The following is a 14747-nucleotide window of genomic DNA, read 5'->3' as shown; positions in this document are numbered from 1 at the left end:
GGAGCGCAATGGAATGGACCCAATACGATCTGAACAATTCTTGTGGACGGAAGAAAAGAGGTTGGTTTCTCAAAATCCTGTTCTTCACTCTCCATTTACTCAGTCTACTTTTAGCATGGATGGTCAACTTAAAATTGGTTCAAATCGACAAGCCATGCTCACACATAAAGAGGATCTATTGACTCCAAAGACCAGACTGGGGATTTGGACAGACAAAGGGACCTCGTGGTTTTCAACAAGTGAATGGGATTTGTTTCCCGGTTATTATCAAAAAAATGAACTGCTTGTTAGTCATGCTTACCATCGCGGCATGCATCTGTTAATCACTGCATTTGATCGCTCGAATCAGAATGATCATGGCTTTGTACGAACATTAAGTATAAAGAATCAGTCAGATCAGCATATTTCCTTTAAGCTTCTTATTCATCAGCAGCCGTTGATACCTGATCATGAGGAGGCACTAACCTTTTATGTACCAGAGGAACGGGCCTTGATTCATCATCAGGAGCATATGAGTACGTTAGTTGCCGCAAGGTTTGAGGATGACATTCAAGTTCGTTATGAGGCGGGCTCCTACGAAAAAAACTGGAATGATCAAACAGGAACCGTTTTATTTTCACCTCTTGCCAGTGGTTCAGCTGAAAGTTTAATCGTTATGAATGCAAATATGAAGCCTCATCAAGAGATAAAAGGGAACATGTGGGTGCTACATCATGAGAGTTTAATGGGTCTTGAAGAAGCTCATCATAGCGTACAAACGAATGCCCAAAGATAACCGGGATAAACTGTAAAGAAAAAACACTTGATTCCTGCTCTTTGATTTGCTATCATAATCAAGTATGAAAGAAAGTAAGGAATGTTTGGAGGGATAAATATATGCGTGTACAAGTTACTCTTGCTTGCACGGAAACTGGTGATCGTACGTACATCACTTCTAAAAACAAGCGAACAAACCCTGAACGTATTGAGCTTAAAAAGTATAGCCCGCGCCTCAAGCGCCACACACTTCACCGCGAGACAAAATAAGCAGGCGATTTTCGCCGCTTATTTTTTTTTGACTTTATACGAAAGAGGGCTTGAGATGAATGAATCAAGATAAACGTGAGATTCGTCAGTCCGTTTTACATACCCTTTCTTTGTTTACTCAATCTGAATACGAGCTGCAGTCCAGTCAAATTGCGAGTCACCTGTACAAGGAACCCTTCTGGCAAGAAGCGAATTGCATCGCTCTAACAATATCTAGATTTCCTGAGGTTGATACCTTACCAATCATTCGTGAGGCGTGGGATCAAGGAAAACAAGTTGTCCTTCCTCGAATTAAACAACAAACAAAACAAATGGACTTTTATCATATCCGTGATTTTTCACAACTAGAAGAGACCGTGTTTGGGTTAAAAGAACCTAAGCCTTCTGAAACAACCATTCAGAGTGCTTGTACCATTGATTTAATGATTGTTCCTGGTGTTGCGTATACAAACGAAGGCTACAGAATTGGTTTTGGTGGTGGATACTATGACCGGTATTTGCCGCAATTTAAGGGGACAACGGTTTCTTTGCTTTTTCAAGAGCAGATTGTGTCGCACTTGCCAATCGAGCAACATGATCAAGCGATCTCTCATCTTCTTTATCCGGGAGGTGTATTAAGATGAATTTAATCTTAGCTGTAGTCGTTGTCGTTCTAGCTTGGTCTGCCTATAAATTTAAGAAATTAACGATCTCAGGAGCTGTTACAGCAGTTTTGGTAGGGTTTTGTATTAGTTATGGACTCGGCATAAATGGATTAGTTGTATTGGGTGCTTTTTTTATTAGTTCTTCTGCTTTAAGTTCTATTTTCAAACCGAAACGTGAGGGATTGATTGAGGAAAAGGGCAGTCAACGAGACGCCTATCAGGTTTTGGCAAATGGAGGAGTTGCTGCGTTTATATCAGTACTGCATGCATTTTACCCTTCAGCCATTTATCAGGCAGCTTTTATTGCTAGTTTAGCTGCAGCTAATTCTGATACTTGGGCTTCTGAAATCGGAAAATTAAATAAGTCAAATCCCTTTCACGTGCTCAGCTTTAAACGTGTCCAAGCTGGTACGTCTGGTGCAGTGAGTCTATTAGGGACAATCGCTGCATTAGCTGGAAGTGCCTTTATTGCAGTCAGCGCTATGTTATTTACCTGGGATTCATTTACTTGGCAATTTCCGATCATTTGTGGGATTATTGTGGCAGGATTTGTTGGTAATCTTGCAGATACAATATTTGGTGCAACCATACAGGTAACTTATACATGTGACGTTTGTGGAGAAACAACAGAACGTCTCGTTCATTGTCAGCAAGAAACCATACATAGAAGTGGTTTAAAGTGGGTCACAAATGATACGGTAAATGCTCTATGTACATTAATGGGGGCAGTAACTGGAGCTGGGTTTGCTTATATGATTTTGTAGATTAGAGTGGAGTGAATGGATTGGATAAGATGTATGAACGGTATTCAAGACAAATGCTTTTTTCAGGAATAGGAAAAGAGGGCCAGAATAAGCTGTCTGAGGCATCCATTCTTATTGTTGGGATGGGAGCACTGGGTACAGCTATTGCGAATCATCTTGTTCGTGCGGGAATAGGACACGTACGAATGGTTGATCGCGATTACGTGGAAATGAGTAATTTGCAGAGACAAATGTTATTTGATGAACATGATGTAGAGATGCATGTACCTAAGGCTGAGGCAGCAAAACAAAAGCTTCAAGCAATTAATTCATCTATTCAGCTTGAATCAATAGTAGGGGATGTAAATCCGACAAATGTGATGGAGTTCATGGATGGAATTGATATTGTATTAGATGGAACAGACAATTTCCAAACACGGTTTCTTTTAAATGATGCTTGTTTTAAGATGGGCATTCCGTTTGCCTATGGTGGCGTTGTCGGGGCAAATGGACTAACTAGCTTGTTTATCCCGGGTGAGACGGCTTGTTTGTCTTGTCTAATTCAATCTGATACCTCAACTGGTGATACCTGTGATACCATCGGTGTAATTAGTCCCATCGTTGATATAATAGCTTCTATACAATGTGTAGAAGTATTAAAGTGGGTAACGGGTGAACATGATAAACTTCGCCGCGCTTTAGTTTCAATCGATGTCTGGAATAACCGCCAACATCAGATTTCCATTACAAAACCAAAAGAGAAATGCCCAACTTGTCAGCAAAAGTCATTTGTTCATCTTGAACGTTCATCTGATGAAGCAACAACGATGTGTGGAAGGGAAACAGTTCAGATTAATCGTGGCGTCCCAATGGACTTAGAGGAATGGAGCAAGCGACTAGAGCCTGTAGCTAAAGACGTTAAGCAAACACCTTTTCTGATTCGGATTTCTCTTCATGAGGGCGAACGATTTGTGATATTTCCTGATGGTCGCGTGCTTGTGCAGGGTACGGAAGAAATTAGCAGAGCAAAAAGCTTATTTAGTCGTTATATCGGCAATTAAATCAAGTAATGGATTGGATAAAAAGCCTCTTTTCTTCACAACGTAAGAGAAAGGAGGAGATCCACATCCGAAATGCATTAACAGCCATAACTGTTGTGTTAGCGATCTATCTTACAGTTGCAAACCGATATCGTGTCATTAATCGTGTTTTTAAATACCCTTTCTTACGCAGAATGATTATTCATTTTGCGCTAAAAATTCCATTTGTCCGAAATAAACTTTCAGGAATTGTTTTTCATCAAAGCCAAATTCCTTCTGTTGAATAAGATAAAAGTCCGACAAGTTTAATGTCGGGCTTTTTTAAGTGTTATGAGTGGGAGCTTATCATAATATCTTGATATACTGGATTTATCACCTAAATGCTTAAGTGGGGAGTGCAGCTATGAATGTAATCAAACAAGATGCTTATTTCTGGAAACTAGTCTATACATTTGCGACGAAGCAACATCACCGTGTGATATCCCTGCAAACAAATGAAGTATGGTTAACAAATGAATCAACTAAAAAGGTCATTCGTTTCGTTCGTGCTGACTTTGATTGGTCTAATCAACTAAAACAAAACATGGAAACAACATTCGCAAAGCTAGATGGATTAAGAGCACAGCTACGCTTAAAAACGATAGAAGTAGAAAGTGTATACGTTGCGGTGTTACCTCCCGTTGATGATTGGGAGCATCTTGTTAAACGTAAGATGAGTCATCCGAATGGTAAGGTACATATGAGCTCGTACTTCATTGACCAAGAAGCTAGAGAATCTGACACAATGTCTTTTGAACTTCCAAACGAATATGAGTTAAAAGACGACGAAGAATACGAAAAGGATATAGCCCACTACAAAAAAGCCGTAAGACGTTCTGTTGAACAGAAGCAGGACCAAGAGAAGCAGACTTTTTCAAGAGGAAAGCCGATTGTTTCATATGTCATGCTTGCTGCTATTATTCTCATGTATATCTGGTTAGAATATGCGGGTGGTAGTACAAACACCTTAAATTTGATTCAATGGGGCGCAAAGTACAACCCCCTCATTATGGAAGGGGAATGGTGGCGTCTATTTAGTGCAATGTTTTTGCATATTGGGTTTTTCCATTTAATGATGAATGGATTAGCTCTTTACTTCTTAGGGACGCTAGTTGAACGCATCTATGGGTCAGTCCGATTTCTCATAATTTATATGATTGCCGGTCTGATTGGTTCTCTCGCTAGTTTTGCTTTTATGGGGGCAGTATCTGCTGGAGCATCAGGTGCGATATTTGGTTGTTTTGGTGCTTTGCTATACTTTGGTTTAATCCATCGCGAACTCTTTTTTAGAACCATGGGTCAAAATGTGATGGTGATTCTTGTGATTAACTTAGTATTTGGTTTTGTGGTACAAGGAATTGACATGGGTGCACACTTAGGTGGACTTGCAGGCGGCTTTTTAGCAGCAGCCCTTGTTAAATTGCCATCTCAGAAGGGCTTCTGGATCCGTTACGGTGGGGGAATAGGCGTTATCGTGGTTGCCGTAACATTATGGGTTGTTGGAAATCAGTTTCCTTCAAATCATGCCCAAACCGATCTGCAGATTGCGGCTGAGTATATTAATCAGGGCGACTTAGATGAGGCTGTACCTTTTTTAGAGCGTGCACAGGCTTCTGAAGAAGAGCTACCAGAGGTGCCATTTTATCTAGCTTATATTTATTTAAATCAGAATCAAAACGCGGAGGCTATTCCTTTACTTGAAGAAGCGATACAGATAAGGCCAGAATTTCATGAAGCAATCTATAATCTAGCTCTCGCCTATGCCCTTGAAGGAAACACTGACGAAGCAAAGTCGTTGATTGAAGAAGCGATTACACTTGAACCTGATGAACAAATGTATCTAGATCTTCAAAAACAAATAGAAGAAACTTCGTAATTTGTGCCCTGCTCATACATGTTCTTTGCGACTGTTGCGAATAATGTGTAAGAACAGGGGTGAAGACGTATGGAACGGACGGGCACTAAGTTTTCAACAGACTTTCATAAAAATCTTACGTATCTAAAAAAAGAACTAGCAATTGATGAGAGCTTTGATTTAATTTGTCTAGAAATGAAGCATGCCAATCGGAAAATGGCTCTCATCCTTGTAGATGGGTTCGGTAAGGATGGTGCGATCACCGAAATCCAGAAACAACTCCATTATTTAGATGGACACGAGCAAGAGATAGATCAATTTGAAGATGTCTTAATGGAACAAGTTATTCCATATGTTGAACTATCTAAAGCAGAGGATTTAGATCAAGTGATTGAAGAAGTATTAGCGGGACCATGTGCGTTAATTGTAGAAGGGTTCACTTACGCAATCATAATGGATACACGCGAATATCCGGTTCGCTCACCTGAGGAACCGGATACAGAGCAGGTTATAAGAGGTTCAAAGGATGGTTTTGTTGAGACCATTGTTATGAATGCGGCGCTAATCCGCAGACGAGTTCGAGACAAGACACTGCGCGTTAAGTATGTAAAAGTGGGACGGCGTTCGAAATCTGATCTTGCCATCTTATACATTGAGGATATTGCTGATCCTTCCTACGTTGAACACATCCACACTGCTCTACAAGCCATAGAAACCGATGGCTTACCAATGGCAGATAAATCGATTGAAGAGTACGTTTTTGGTCAGCACTATAACCCATATCCACTTGTACGTTATACAGAGAGACCAGATGTTAGTGCTACGCATCTTTATGAGGGACACCTCATTGTCCTGGTAGATGGGTCGCCTAGCGCTATTATTACCCCAACAAGCTTTTGGCACCATCTTCAGCATGCTGAAGAGTATAGACAAAAACCAATTGTCGGAGCCATTCAGCGACTCGTTCGATTTACAGCTGTATGGTCATCGTTGTTTCTCCTACCTTTGTGGTACATTCTAGCGATTCAGCCTGAGTTACTTCCGCAAGCACTCTCTTTTATAGGGACCGAATCAAATGGTCAAATTCCTTTAATCGTTCAATTTCTCATAGCTGAGGTTGGGATTGAGATGCTACGGATGGCCTCCATTCATACCCCTACGGCACTCGCTACAGCACTTGGTTTAGTTGCTGCTCTATTAATTGGACAAGTGGCTATAGATGTCGGATTATTTTCGCCAGAGGTTGTCCTTTATTTATCGATGGCAGCAATTGGAACATTTGCTACACCAAGCTACGAATTGAGTCTTGCTAACCGTATCATTCGAGTGGCATTTTTGCTTTTAGCTTCTGTATTTGGAGTGAGTGGGTACATACTAGGTATAACACTTTGGGTAATTCTCCTTTGTAAAATGAAAGTCATGAATGTGCCCTATATGTGGCCATTCATTCCCTTTGATTATCGAGCGATGCGCGATGTAGTCTTTAGAGCACCCATGCCATTAAAAAATAGACGTCCAACCGTTTTGCATCCACGTGATCCTGATCGTTAATCTTGATTAAAGGGAGCCATGTCCTTTTCATATAATGAATCCTCGATAAAAACAGATGCATTTGCAGGTTGAATGGCTTGTGACGCATTTGCTACAACTAGCCCAATGGGAGTAGACTCCGTTGGTGTAACGATGGTAAAAGGTACATTGGCTTTTGATGCAAGCTTTGTATAAAGAGAATAAAATTGATAGGAAAGGTGTCCATTGATATACAGGTGGACATCTTTTTGTGTGTTCATTGCGTTAGCTACCTCTGTGTACTCATTTCCTGAAACCACCTGTTTAACAGTAAGAGCAACGTGTATTCGCTCAAGAATCGTTGAGAGAAATAGCTTTCTTTCCTGTGGGCGTATCTCAGGTTTTCCATATATGGCTTCTTCTAGAATGTCATTCACTTTTTTCATGATGAGTAGCCTCCAATAAGATTGATTGTCCTCTTTTTACTTTCGTCTACATAAACATATCATATACGTTTGTACTTTGTGAAAGGAGACACATGCGATGTTCATCTTTTTTACCATAAGTTTATTTGTCTTCTCAATTGGCTTTGCGGTTGGAGGCTTACTTGCGGGTCCAAGAGTCCTTCCACCCTTTGTACAGTTGTTTTTATTAACTGGAATCTTTTTTGTTTGTACGTATGTAGGCATGTTTGTCGGAGCCATTCTACCACCCGTATTCAGCTTTGGTTTTATTGATTTCTTTTTAGCTATTTGCTGTATCCTTGTTGTCATTTCCATCATTACACGCTTTCATCCGATTTATGGATTTTTCCCTCCTAATGACAAAGTAATCGTGCTGTTACTCGGAATGTTGTTTTGCTTAATTGGGTTTCAATGGGGCGTGATAGGGTACAAAACCTTCTTTACTTTGTTGATGGCATTCTTTTTTCTCTGTTCCATGACGGTGGGTCTGATTGTTCAGCAACACATTCGCCAAAAATTATGGAGATTCGCCTATATTTCCTTTGTCCCTCTAATCTGGTTACTATTCGTGACAGTCTTTAAGCTGTTATAATAAAATAGAGGTGGCTTATGAACACGTATTACGATTTATTACAGCAGATGAAAACATATGGAACATTTATATATACAGGTGACCGAGAGCTAGACCTTACTTTATTAATAGAAGAAGTGAAGACTCTCAAATCATCTGGATTGTTTTCAACTCAAGAATTTAGCCAGGCCATGGCCATAATTATGACAGAAAGAAACAAGCTAAACTAAGGGGGATGCACATGAATACTGAACAATGGTTAGCGGGGATTGATATTGGAGGAACAACAGTAAAGCTTTCTTTTATAACTGAAGAAGGAACCATTCTAGAAAAATGGGAGATCCCTACGAATACAGAGCAGGGTGGAGCAATGGTTGTACAGGACATTAGCAAATCCATTCAAGAGAAGCTTCAAACACTTGGCAAAACCATCGATCAATTAGGTGCAGTTGGTGTAGGCGCACCTGGATTTCTAGAAATGGAAACAGGCTTTGTCTATGAAGCGATTAACATAGGCTGGAAAGACTTTGCACTAAAAGATGAGCTAGAGAGTCAGCTTGGCATTCCAGTATCTGTTGATAACGATGCAAATTTGGCCGCTTTAGGTGAGATGTGGCAAGGGGCCGGAGATGGGGCTCAGGATGTCCTTTTCATTACACTTGGAACAGGTGTTGGTGGAGGAGTTATTTCAAATGGTCAAATTCTACATGGAGCGAATGGAATGGCTGGAGAATTAGGTCATATTACATCGATTCCTGAAGGAGGCAGATCGTGCAACTGTGGGAAAACAGGTTGCTTAGAAACGGTATCGTCAGCGACGGGGATTGTACAGCTTGCATTAGAGTTCCTACCAGAGTATCCTGAAAGCGCGCTTCGCTCATTTGAGCAAAAGGGGACACTAACGGCGCGCGAAGTGATTGTTCAAGCTGAGGCAGGAGATCCTTGTGCTACTGCCGTTGTCGAAAAAAGTATGTATTATTTAGGGTTCGCTATCGCGAATTTAGCAAATACTTTAAATCCAAGTCGTATCGTGATCGGCGGCGGTGTTTCAAAAGGTGGACAAACGTTACTTAATCCGTTAAACGATACATACTCGAAGTTTGTCCTCAAACGAGTAAAGGAAGCTGCCGATATTAAGATTGCTGAACTTGGCAATGATGCTGGAATTGTTGGGGCTGCTTGGATCGCCAAAGAGGCAAAGCGGAAAGCATAAAAGCGTGTTACACATAGATTATGTTAAGAAGGTTATCGCAAATTAAAGGAGATTTATACAAATATGGAGTATCGTATTGAACGTGATTTATTAGGTGAAAAAGAAGTTCCAAAGCATGCCTACTACGGAATTCAATCTATGAGAGCAAAAGAGAATTTTCCGATTACAGGCTATCCACCACATCCTGAACTCATTCGCGCATTTGGTTACGTGAAAAAAGCAGCGGCTATGGCGAACCGTGATGTTGGTGTTCTTCAACCGAAGATTGCTGAAGCGATCATCCAAGCATCAGATGAGATCATTAATGGACAATGGGTGGATCAATTCATTGTTGATTCCATTCAGGGTGGGGCAGGTACTTCGTTTAACATGAATGCAAATGAAGTGATTGCAAACCGTGCGATCGAAATTATGGGTGGGGAGAAAGGCGAGTACATCAAAGTGAGTCCCAATACGCATGTAAACATGGCTCAATCAACAAATGATGCCTTCCCTACAGCGATTCATATTGCGAGTTTGCACCTAGCTCATCAGCTTCAAGATTCATTATCACGCTTAATCGGAGCCATGGAAATAAAAGAAAAAGAATTTGATTCTGTGTTAAAAATGGGAAGAACTCATCTGCAGGACGCTGTACCGATTCGATTAGGACAAGAATTTGGTGCATATAAGCGCGTACTCATGAGGGATTTAAGCCGTATCAAACGATCTGTAGGTCATTTGTATGAAGTGAATATGGGAGCAACTGCGGTCGGAACAGGTTTAAATGCGTTGCCTGAGTATATTGATAAGGTCTCTAAGTATTTAGCTGATGTAACAGGACATCCATTTTGTAAAGCGGAGAATTTAATAGATGCCACTCAAAATACTGATGCGTATACGGAGGTTTCCAGTGCGTTAAAAATCCTTGCGATTAACCTTTCGAAGATGGCAAATGATATTCGTTTAATGAGCTCTGGTCCGCGAACTGGATTTAATGAGATTAATCTCCCACCACGTCAACCAGGATCATCCATTATGCCGGGTAAAGTAAATCCAGTGATGTGTGAGGTCATTAATCAATTATCATTCCAAGTGATTGGAAATGATCATACTATTTCACTCGCTTCTGAAGCGGGACAGCTTGAGTTAAATGTAATGGAACCAGTACTAGTATTTAATTTATTACAATCCTTCTCCATTCTTGACAATGGCATGCGTGTCTTTAGAGAATATGCGATTGAAGGAATTACGGCAAACGTTGAGAGATGTTTAGGTCTTGTTGAAGGTAGCGTCGGTATTGTAACAGCCATCAATCCGCACGTGGGGTATGAAGTGGCAACTAGAATTGCAAAAGAGGCCATTCAAACAGGGCGCCCTGTTCGCGAGATCTGCCTTGAGCGAGGAATCTTATCAGAAGAAGAACTAAATGAAATTCTGAATCCGGAAGAAATGACAAATCCGGGTATTGCTGGATCTCGATTTATTTCTATGTAATACCGATATAAGCTGAAGAGGATAAGATGTCCTCTTCAGCTTTTTTTACATTGCTTCTAAAAAGAAGTTGAGAGGAAGAAAGTAGACATGTCATAATAAGGATAGAGATAGATAAAAAGGTGGCCCATTCATGAAAAAGGTATGTACTAGTATCGTATTACTACTTGTAGTAGGTGGCTGTCAAACAGATGAAGCCCCAGCGTCTTCAATTTCACCAGTCGTAATCGATACAATTTATCCAATTGACGTGATAGGGGATCACCAATTGGAAGTGATTGGTTGGTATGATGAACAAACGCTGGTATACCTTTTATCAGAAGGAAATTCATTTGATTTGTTTACCCACGATGTCTTTACTGGTGAGGATGAATTATTTTACGCTAGTATTGAGTCGGAGCAATTTCATCGCTTAGATGTAAATAAGGATCAATCATTGTTCGCTCTGCAAACACTTAATGAACAAGGCCTGGCAGAACTCGTCATATTAAACAAAGCTGGAGACGTCGAGATTAATCCGGATCTTTCAGCAGACGATTATGCAATTTTTTGGAGCCCTTATCATTCAACAGAATTTATTGCTGTTGCCTTTCAGCCAGACTGGGAACAAGAGGTCTACCATGTTGATCTTGAAGCAATGGACGTTGAAAAAACGGGAATTCAAAGTAACTTTATCCAGTGGGTAACTGAAGATACAGTGACCTACTTAAATTGGAGCATGATTCCCTCGGTTGAAGCTCCCCTTCAGCAGTATAATCTCACAACCAATCAAACGAAGGATGGGGTAGGTTCTGCACTTTATTTTTCAAACTTATTTCAAGATCGTTCGATGGTAGTGAAATACAAAGAACTTCAGGCCGATGAGATCATGTATGAATTTACTGATGGCATACATAAACTGGGTTCCTTAACGATACCAATCTTAAATACGTTTTCGGATCATTGGTGGATAACTTCCTATGCATTTGATGGGCTACTTGATCGCTTTTATTACTTAAGTCCAAGGTACTCAGCAGATTATGTATCATATAAGGATGGCTTTGATCTTTTTATGTATGATTTAAAGGAGGATTCATTTAAAAAGCTTGGTCAGCTCGACCAACAAGAACCGCTTGAGCTTTCATCAGATGGGAAGTGGCTTCTCACAGGAAGTGTAAAGAAGAAACTGATTCGTACAGAGGATGGTACTGTCTTTCAATTATATTAAGCTTATCCCTTTGCAAGAAGTCTGGTTTCTGTCATACTTAAATTAAATTGAACATGATAAAGACTAGGGGTGCCTTATTAGGCTGAGAATTAGGAGTAATCCTTTTACCCTTGTACCTGATCTGGGTGATGCCAGCGTAGGAAAGTCGACTAATTAGCACAAGTAAGAGTTAGCCGTATTCCATCGTTGGATACGGTTTTTTATTGTGTATAGGAGGAATTAAACATGAAAGAGTTTCGTTTATATGCTATTACAGGAGAAGAATTTCATCCCGGTAAGGATCTTGTTGACGTCATGGAACAAGCGATTCAAGGTGGCGTAGATATTATTCAGCTTCGAGATAAAAAGAGCAGTAAGGTAGACGTTTTAAATAAAGCAAAAAAGCTACGTGCGCTTACGAAAAAGTATGATGTTCCATTTATCGTTAATGATCACATTGATGTTGCGTTAGCAGTTGAGGCGGATGGGATTCATGTTGGACAGGATGATTTACCTCTCGCAGACGTCAGAAAAATTGTCGGTCCTGATATGATAATCGGTATTTCGACTCATCAGATTGAAGAAGCAAAGCAGGCAGAAGAAGGTGGAGCTGATTACATCGGTGTCGGTCCCATTTTCCCGACAAACAGCAAAGAAGATGTCGTTGATCCAGTTACAACAGCTTATATTCAACAGATTGAAGCAGACATCACGATTCCTTATGTCGCGATTGGTGGAATTAAACGCCATAATCTAAAAGAAGTCTTGGCTGCAGGTGCGAAGCGAGTATGTATGATTACTGAAATTGTCGAAGCGGATGATGTGAAAGCACGCTGTGAGGAGATCATTACTATGATGGAGGATCCATCATGACCATTGTTGTAAATGGGCAAACCATAAGCTTTAAGCAGCAAACACTCGAAGAACTTGTGAATCAATACAAACTAGAGCCTGAGCTTGTTGTGACGGAAGTAGATGGAGCGATTATTTCAAGAGAAGAGCGAGCGGAAAAGCAGCTTGAAGATGGGATGAAAATAGAATTGGTTCATTTTGTAGGAGGCGGTTGAATTGAAAAAAGACACACTTGTGATAGCTGGTCGTGAGTTTTCATCTCGATTTCTATTAGGGACGGGTAGATATCCAAACCCATTTGTTCAAAATGAGGCAATTCGAGCGGCTGAAGCCGAGATTCTTACATTCGCCATTCGTCGTGTGAATCTTGAAAATCCCGAAGAAGATGCGATCTTACAGCATTTAGATCAATCCTCGTTCACTTATTTACCGAATACATCCGGTGCTAGTAACGCCGAAGAAGCGATTCGAATCGCACGGCTTGCCCGTGCTTCAGGAATCAGTGACTGGATTAAGGTTGAAATTAGTGCGAATGAAAAAACCTTATTACCAGATCCGATTGAAACATTAAAAGCAACAGAAACTCTTGTAAAAGAAGGGTTTACGGTACTCCCGTATACTTCGGATGATCCAATTCTAGCGAAGCACCTAGAGGAAGCTGGAGCGGCAGCAGTTATGCCAGGGGGCTCACCTATCGGAACAGGACTCGGAATCCTCAATCCTTATAACATTGGATTAATCGTCGCAGAGGCAAATGTACCGATTATCGTTGATGCAGGGCTTGGGTCTGCAAGTGATATTACTCAAGCGATGGAACTAGGTGTGGACGGGGTTTTAATGAATACACCAGTTGCTCGTGCCAAAGATCCTGTGCGCATGGCAGAGGCGATGAAGCTTGCTATTCAGGCTGGCAGAATGTCATTTAAAGCAGGTCGTATTCCTAAGAAACCATATGCAACAGCAAGTAGTCAATTTGAGGAGTATATCGTTAAATAGAGAGTGTGAGAATCTATGGCAGAACGCATCATTGTATTAGGTGGAGGCGTCATTGGGCTTGCGACAGCCTTTGAGCTACGCATGCGAGGATTAGATGTATCGGTTCTTGAAGTTCAGGAGTTTGGTGGTCAAGCATCAGGTGCTGCTGCCGGCATGCTTGCGCCCTATTCGGAAATTGGGGAAGATCCGGATGACTTTTTTAAACTCTGCCTTGCAAGCTTAAGGATGTTTCCAAAGTGGCAACAAGAGGTAAAAGCAGCGTCTGAATCTACATTTGAATTTACAGAATCGGGTAGTCTGCATTGTGTGTATCATGAAGCCGACCTATTATCGTTATCAACTCGTAAAGGCTGGCAAAAAGAATTTGGAGTAGAAGCTCATATTTTAACCGGATCTCAAACAAAAAAGCTAGAACCAGAGTTATCCGATGAAGTGATAGGTGCAATTCACTACCCAGAGGAGAGTCATGTATATGCCCCAGACTATGTGAAGGCACTAGAGAAAGCATGTGAGCGAACAGGTGTGGCTCTTTACAATCACCTTGAGGGGCTTACACTCGATGAATGGGATGCAGGCGTGCGAGTCCGTTCTGAGGACGGGCAGGTGTTTGAAGCAGATCAGCTTGTCATTTCATCAGGCGCTTGGGCAAAGGAATTTGAAGAGCTACTTTCTTTGAACATTCCAATCTATCCAATCCGTGGACAAATATGTGCCTACAAGCTTACACCCGAGCGAATCAGACATATCATCTACTCTAGTCAAGGCTACTTGGTAGCAAAGGCAGATGGAACACTTGTTAATGGTGCCTCAGAAGACATTGCGGGGTTTGTTACAAGTGTTACTGAAAAGGGGATTAATCGTTTAACAAACTGGAATCACCGGATGCTTCCATTCTTAAAAGAAGAATCACCGTTTCACCAATGGGCGGGTCTGAGACCAGCAACTCAGGACGGCTATCCATTAATAGGTCGGTTGCAGCAAACTAGCCGCATTATCTTTTCTGCAGGGCATTATCGGAATGGAATTCTACTAAGTGCTGCGACAGCAAAAGTAGTCGCAGATCTAGCTGTTAGACAGACGCCGAGTATTTCATTGGAACGCTTTACACCAGAACGTTTTTCATAAAGGAAGTGTCT

General features: G+C 41.1%; 18 protein-coding genes and 1 riboswitch. Of the genes, 17 read left to right on the top strand and 1 reads right to left on the bottom strand.

Annotated features, from left to right (window positions below):
• The first annotated feature begins 13 nt into the window (after positions 1-13).
• The 8 genes from ACQKKO_RS10245 to ACQKKO_RS10210 all read left to right on the top strand — a co-directional run bounded on the left by ACQKKO_RS10245 (position 14) and on the right by ACQKKO_RS10210 (position 6898).
• Complete coding sequence (locus ACQKKO_RS10245) at positions 14-775, top strand: hypothetical protein (protein WP_498646821.1); 762 nt, start codon at positions 14-16, stop codon at positions 773-775.
• A 101-nt stretch (positions 776-876) separates the two neighbouring features.
• A complete protein-coding gene (gene rpmG / locus ACQKKO_RS10240) occupies positions 877-1026 on the top strand; it encodes a 50S ribosomal protein L33 (protein WP_054712094.1) in 150 nt (49 codons plus the stop codon).
• 59 nt (positions 1027-1085) lie between these two features.
• The gene (locus ACQKKO_RS10235) at positions 1086-1649 is read left to right on the top strand and encodes a 5-formyltetrahydrofolate cyclo-ligase (RefSeq protein WP_498646820.1); all 564 of its coding nucleotides are present in this window, start codon (positions 1086-1088) and stop codon (positions 1647-1649) included.
• Complete coding sequence (locus ACQKKO_RS10230) at positions 1646-2434, top strand: DUF92 domain-containing protein (RefSeq protein ID WP_498646818.1); 789 nt, start codon at positions 1646-1648, stop codon at positions 2432-2434. Before ACQKKO_RS10235 ends, ACQKKO_RS10230 begins: the two co-directional genes overlap by 4 nt.
• Positions 2435-2463: 29 nt before the next feature.
• On the top strand, positions 2464-3474 hold the full coding sequence (locus ACQKKO_RS10225; RefSeq protein ID WP_498646923.1) for a ThiF family adenylyltransferase: 1011 nt from the start codon (positions 2464-2466) through the stop codon (positions 3472-3474).
• Between the two features lie 8 nt (positions 3475-3482).
• The gene (gene yqgO / locus ACQKKO_RS10220; protein WP_498646816.1) at positions 3483-3740 is read left to right on the top strand and encodes a protein YqgO; all 258 of its coding nucleotides are present in this window, start codon (positions 3483-3485) and stop codon (positions 3738-3740) included.
• 116 nt (positions 3741-3856) lie between these two features.
• Positions 3857-5368, top strand: coding sequence for a rhomboid family intramembrane serine protease (locus ACQKKO_RS10215; protein WP_498646814.1), 1512 nt, complete (start codon positions 3857-3859; stop codon positions 5366-5368).
• A gap of 69 nt (positions 5369-5437) precedes the next feature.
• Positions 5438-6898 (top strand): spore germination protein, encoded by a 1461-nt coding sequence (locus ACQKKO_RS10210; RefSeq protein WP_498646812.1) that lies wholly within the window; start codon positions 5438-5440, stop codon positions 6896-6898.
• Here the strand turns inward: ACQKKO_RS10210 and ACQKKO_RS10205 are convergent.
• Positions 6895-7302: a YueI family protein gene (locus ACQKKO_RS10205; protein ID WP_498646810.1), complete on the bottom strand. Its 408-nt coding sequence runs from the start codon at positions 7300-7302 to the stop codon at positions 6895-6897. The two genes, ACQKKO_RS10210 and ACQKKO_RS10205, sit on opposite strands and share 4 nt — an antisense overlap.
• A 97-nt stretch (positions 7303-7399) precedes the next feature.
• Between ACQKKO_RS10205 and ACQKKO_RS10200 the strand changes: the two genes are divergently transcribed.
• The 9 genes from ACQKKO_RS10200 (at position 7400) to thiO (ending at position 14736) form a co-directional block, all read left to right on the top strand.
• Positions 7400-7912 (top strand): hypothetical protein, encoded by a 513-nt coding sequence (locus ACQKKO_RS10200; RefSeq protein ID WP_498646806.1) that lies wholly within the window; start codon positions 7400-7402, stop codon positions 7910-7912.
• A gap of 17 nt (positions 7913-7929) precedes the next feature.
• On the top strand, positions 7930-8121 hold the full coding sequence (locus ACQKKO_RS10195) for a YqgQ family protein (RefSeq protein WP_498646804.1): 192 nt from the start codon (positions 7930-7932) through the stop codon (positions 8119-8121).
• Between the two features lie 5 nt (positions 8122-8126).
• Positions 8127-9104 carry an ROK family glucokinase gene (locus tag ACQKKO_RS10190; protein WP_498646802.1) on the top strand — a complete coding sequence of 326 codons (978 nt, stop codon included), beginning with the start codon at positions 8127-8129 and terminating at the stop codon, positions 9102-9104.
• 63 nt (positions 9105-9167) lie between these two features.
• On the top strand, positions 9168-10580 hold the full coding sequence (aspA, locus tag ACQKKO_RS10185) for an aspartate ammonia-lyase (protein WP_498646800.1): 1413 nt from the start codon (positions 9168-9170) through the stop codon (positions 10578-10580).
• Between the two features lie 130 nt (positions 10581-10710).
• Positions 10711-11784 (top strand): YqgU-like beta propeller domain-containing protein, encoded by a 1074-nt coding sequence (locus ACQKKO_RS10180; protein WP_498646798.1) that lies wholly within the window; start codon positions 10711-10713, stop codon positions 11782-11784.
• 55 nt (positions 11785-11839) lie between these two features.
• Positions 11840-11944, top strand: a riboswitch (TPP riboswitch).
• 65 nt (positions 11945-12009) lie between these two features.
• A complete protein-coding gene (thiE, locus tag ACQKKO_RS10175) occupies positions 12010-12636 on the top strand; it encodes a thiamine phosphate synthase (protein WP_498646795.1) in 627 nt (208 codons plus the stop codon).
• Positions 12633-12830: a sulfur carrier protein ThiS gene (thiS, locus tag ACQKKO_RS10170; protein WP_498646791.1), complete on the top strand. Its 198-nt coding sequence runs from the start codon at positions 12633-12635 to the stop codon at positions 12828-12830. The genes thiE and thiS overlap by 4 nt, the downstream gene beginning before the upstream one ends.
• 1 nt (position 12831) lies before the next feature.
• On the top strand, positions 12832-13611 hold the full coding sequence (locus tag ACQKKO_RS10165; RefSeq protein WP_498646789.1) for a thiazole synthase: 780 nt from the start codon (positions 12832-12834) through the stop codon (positions 13609-13611).
• Between the two features lie 15 nt (positions 13612-13626).
• A complete protein-coding gene (gene thiO, locus ACQKKO_RS10160) occupies positions 13627-14736 on the top strand; it encodes a glycine oxidase ThiO (RefSeq protein WP_498646786.1) in 1110 nt (369 codons plus the stop codon).
• The last annotated feature ends 11 nt before the right edge of the window (positions 14737-14747 follow it).

Origin of the sequence: Alkalihalobacillus sp. NPDC127517 (genome assembly GCF_050276055.1) — a bacterium.
Classification (GTDB): domain Bacteria; phylum Bacillota; class Bacilli; order Bacillales; family Bacillaceae_D; genus Alkalicoccobacillus.
The sequence above is the reverse complement of the archived record's forward strand: the minus strand, read 5'-3'. Positions and strand labels throughout refer to the sequence as shown.

What these genes read in the sequence shown, in the direction of transcription:
- ACQKKO_RS10195 (WP_498646804.1), top strand. Translation starts at nt 7,930, where the DNA reads ATGAACACGTATTACGATTTATTACAGCAGATGAAAACATATGGAACA.
- ACQKKO_RS10205 (WP_498646810.1), bottom strand. Translation starts at nt 7,302, where the DNA reads ATGAAAAAAGTGAATGACATTCTAGAAGAAGCCATATATGGAAAACCT.
- thiE (WP_498646795.1), top strand. Translation starts at nt 12,010, where the DNA reads ATGAAAGAGTTTCGTTTATATGCTATTACAGGAGAAGAATTTCATCCC.
- thiS (WP_498646791.1), top strand. Translation starts at nt 12,633, where the DNA reads ATGACCATTGTTGTAAATGGGCAAACCATAAGCTTTAAGCAGCAAACA.
- ACQKKO_RS10230 (WP_498646818.1), top strand. Translation starts at nt 1,646, where the DNA reads ATGAATTTAATCTTAGCTGTAGTCGTTGTCGTTCTAGCTTGGTCTGCC.
- ACQKKO_RS10245 (WP_498646821.1), top strand. Translation starts at nt 14, where the DNA reads ATGGACCCAATACGATCTGAACAATTCTTGTGGACGGAAGAAAAGAGG.
- ACQKKO_RS10235 (WP_498646820.1), top strand. Translation starts at nt 1,086, where the DNA reads ATGAATCAAGATAAACGTGAGATTCGTCAGTCCGTTTTACATACCCTT.
- ACQKKO_RS10190 (WP_498646802.1), top strand. Translation starts at nt 8,127, where the DNA reads ATGCACATGAATACTGAACAATGGTTAGCGGGGATTGATATTGGAGGA.
- ACQKKO_RS10200 (WP_498646806.1), top strand. Translation starts at nt 7,400, where the DNA reads ATGTTCATCTTTTTTACCATAAGTTTATTTGTCTTCTCAATTGGCTTT.
- aspA (WP_498646800.1), top strand. Translation starts at nt 9,168, where the DNA reads ATGGAGTATCGTATTGAACGTGATTTATTAGGTGAAAAAGAAGTTCCA.
- ACQKKO_RS10210 (WP_498646812.1), top strand. Translation starts at nt 5,438, where the DNA reads ATGGAACGGACGGGCACTAAGTTTTCAACAGACTTTCATAAAAATCTT.
- yqgO (WP_498646816.1), top strand. Translation starts at nt 3,483, where the DNA reads ATGGATTGGATAAAAAGCCTCTTTTCTTCACAACGTAAGAGAAAGGAG.
- ACQKKO_RS10225 (WP_498646923.1), top strand. Translation starts at nt 2,464, where the DNA reads ATGTATGAACGGTATTCAAGACAAATGCTTTTTTCAGGAATAGGAAAA.
- thiO (WP_498646786.1), top strand. Translation starts at nt 13,627, where the DNA reads ATGGCAGAACGCATCATTGTATTAGGTGGAGGCGTCATTGGGCTTGCG.
- ACQKKO_RS10215 (WP_498646814.1), top strand. Translation starts at nt 3,857, where the DNA reads ATGAATGTAATCAAACAAGATGCTTATTTCTGGAAACTAGTCTATACA.
- rpmG (WP_054712094.1), top strand. Translation starts at nt 877, where the DNA reads ATGCGTGTACAAGTTACTCTTGCTTGCACGGAAACTGGTGATCGTACG.
- ACQKKO_RS10180 (WP_498646798.1), top strand. Translation starts at nt 10,711, where the DNA reads ATGAAAAAGGTATGTACTAGTATCGTATTACTACTTGTAGTAGGTGGC.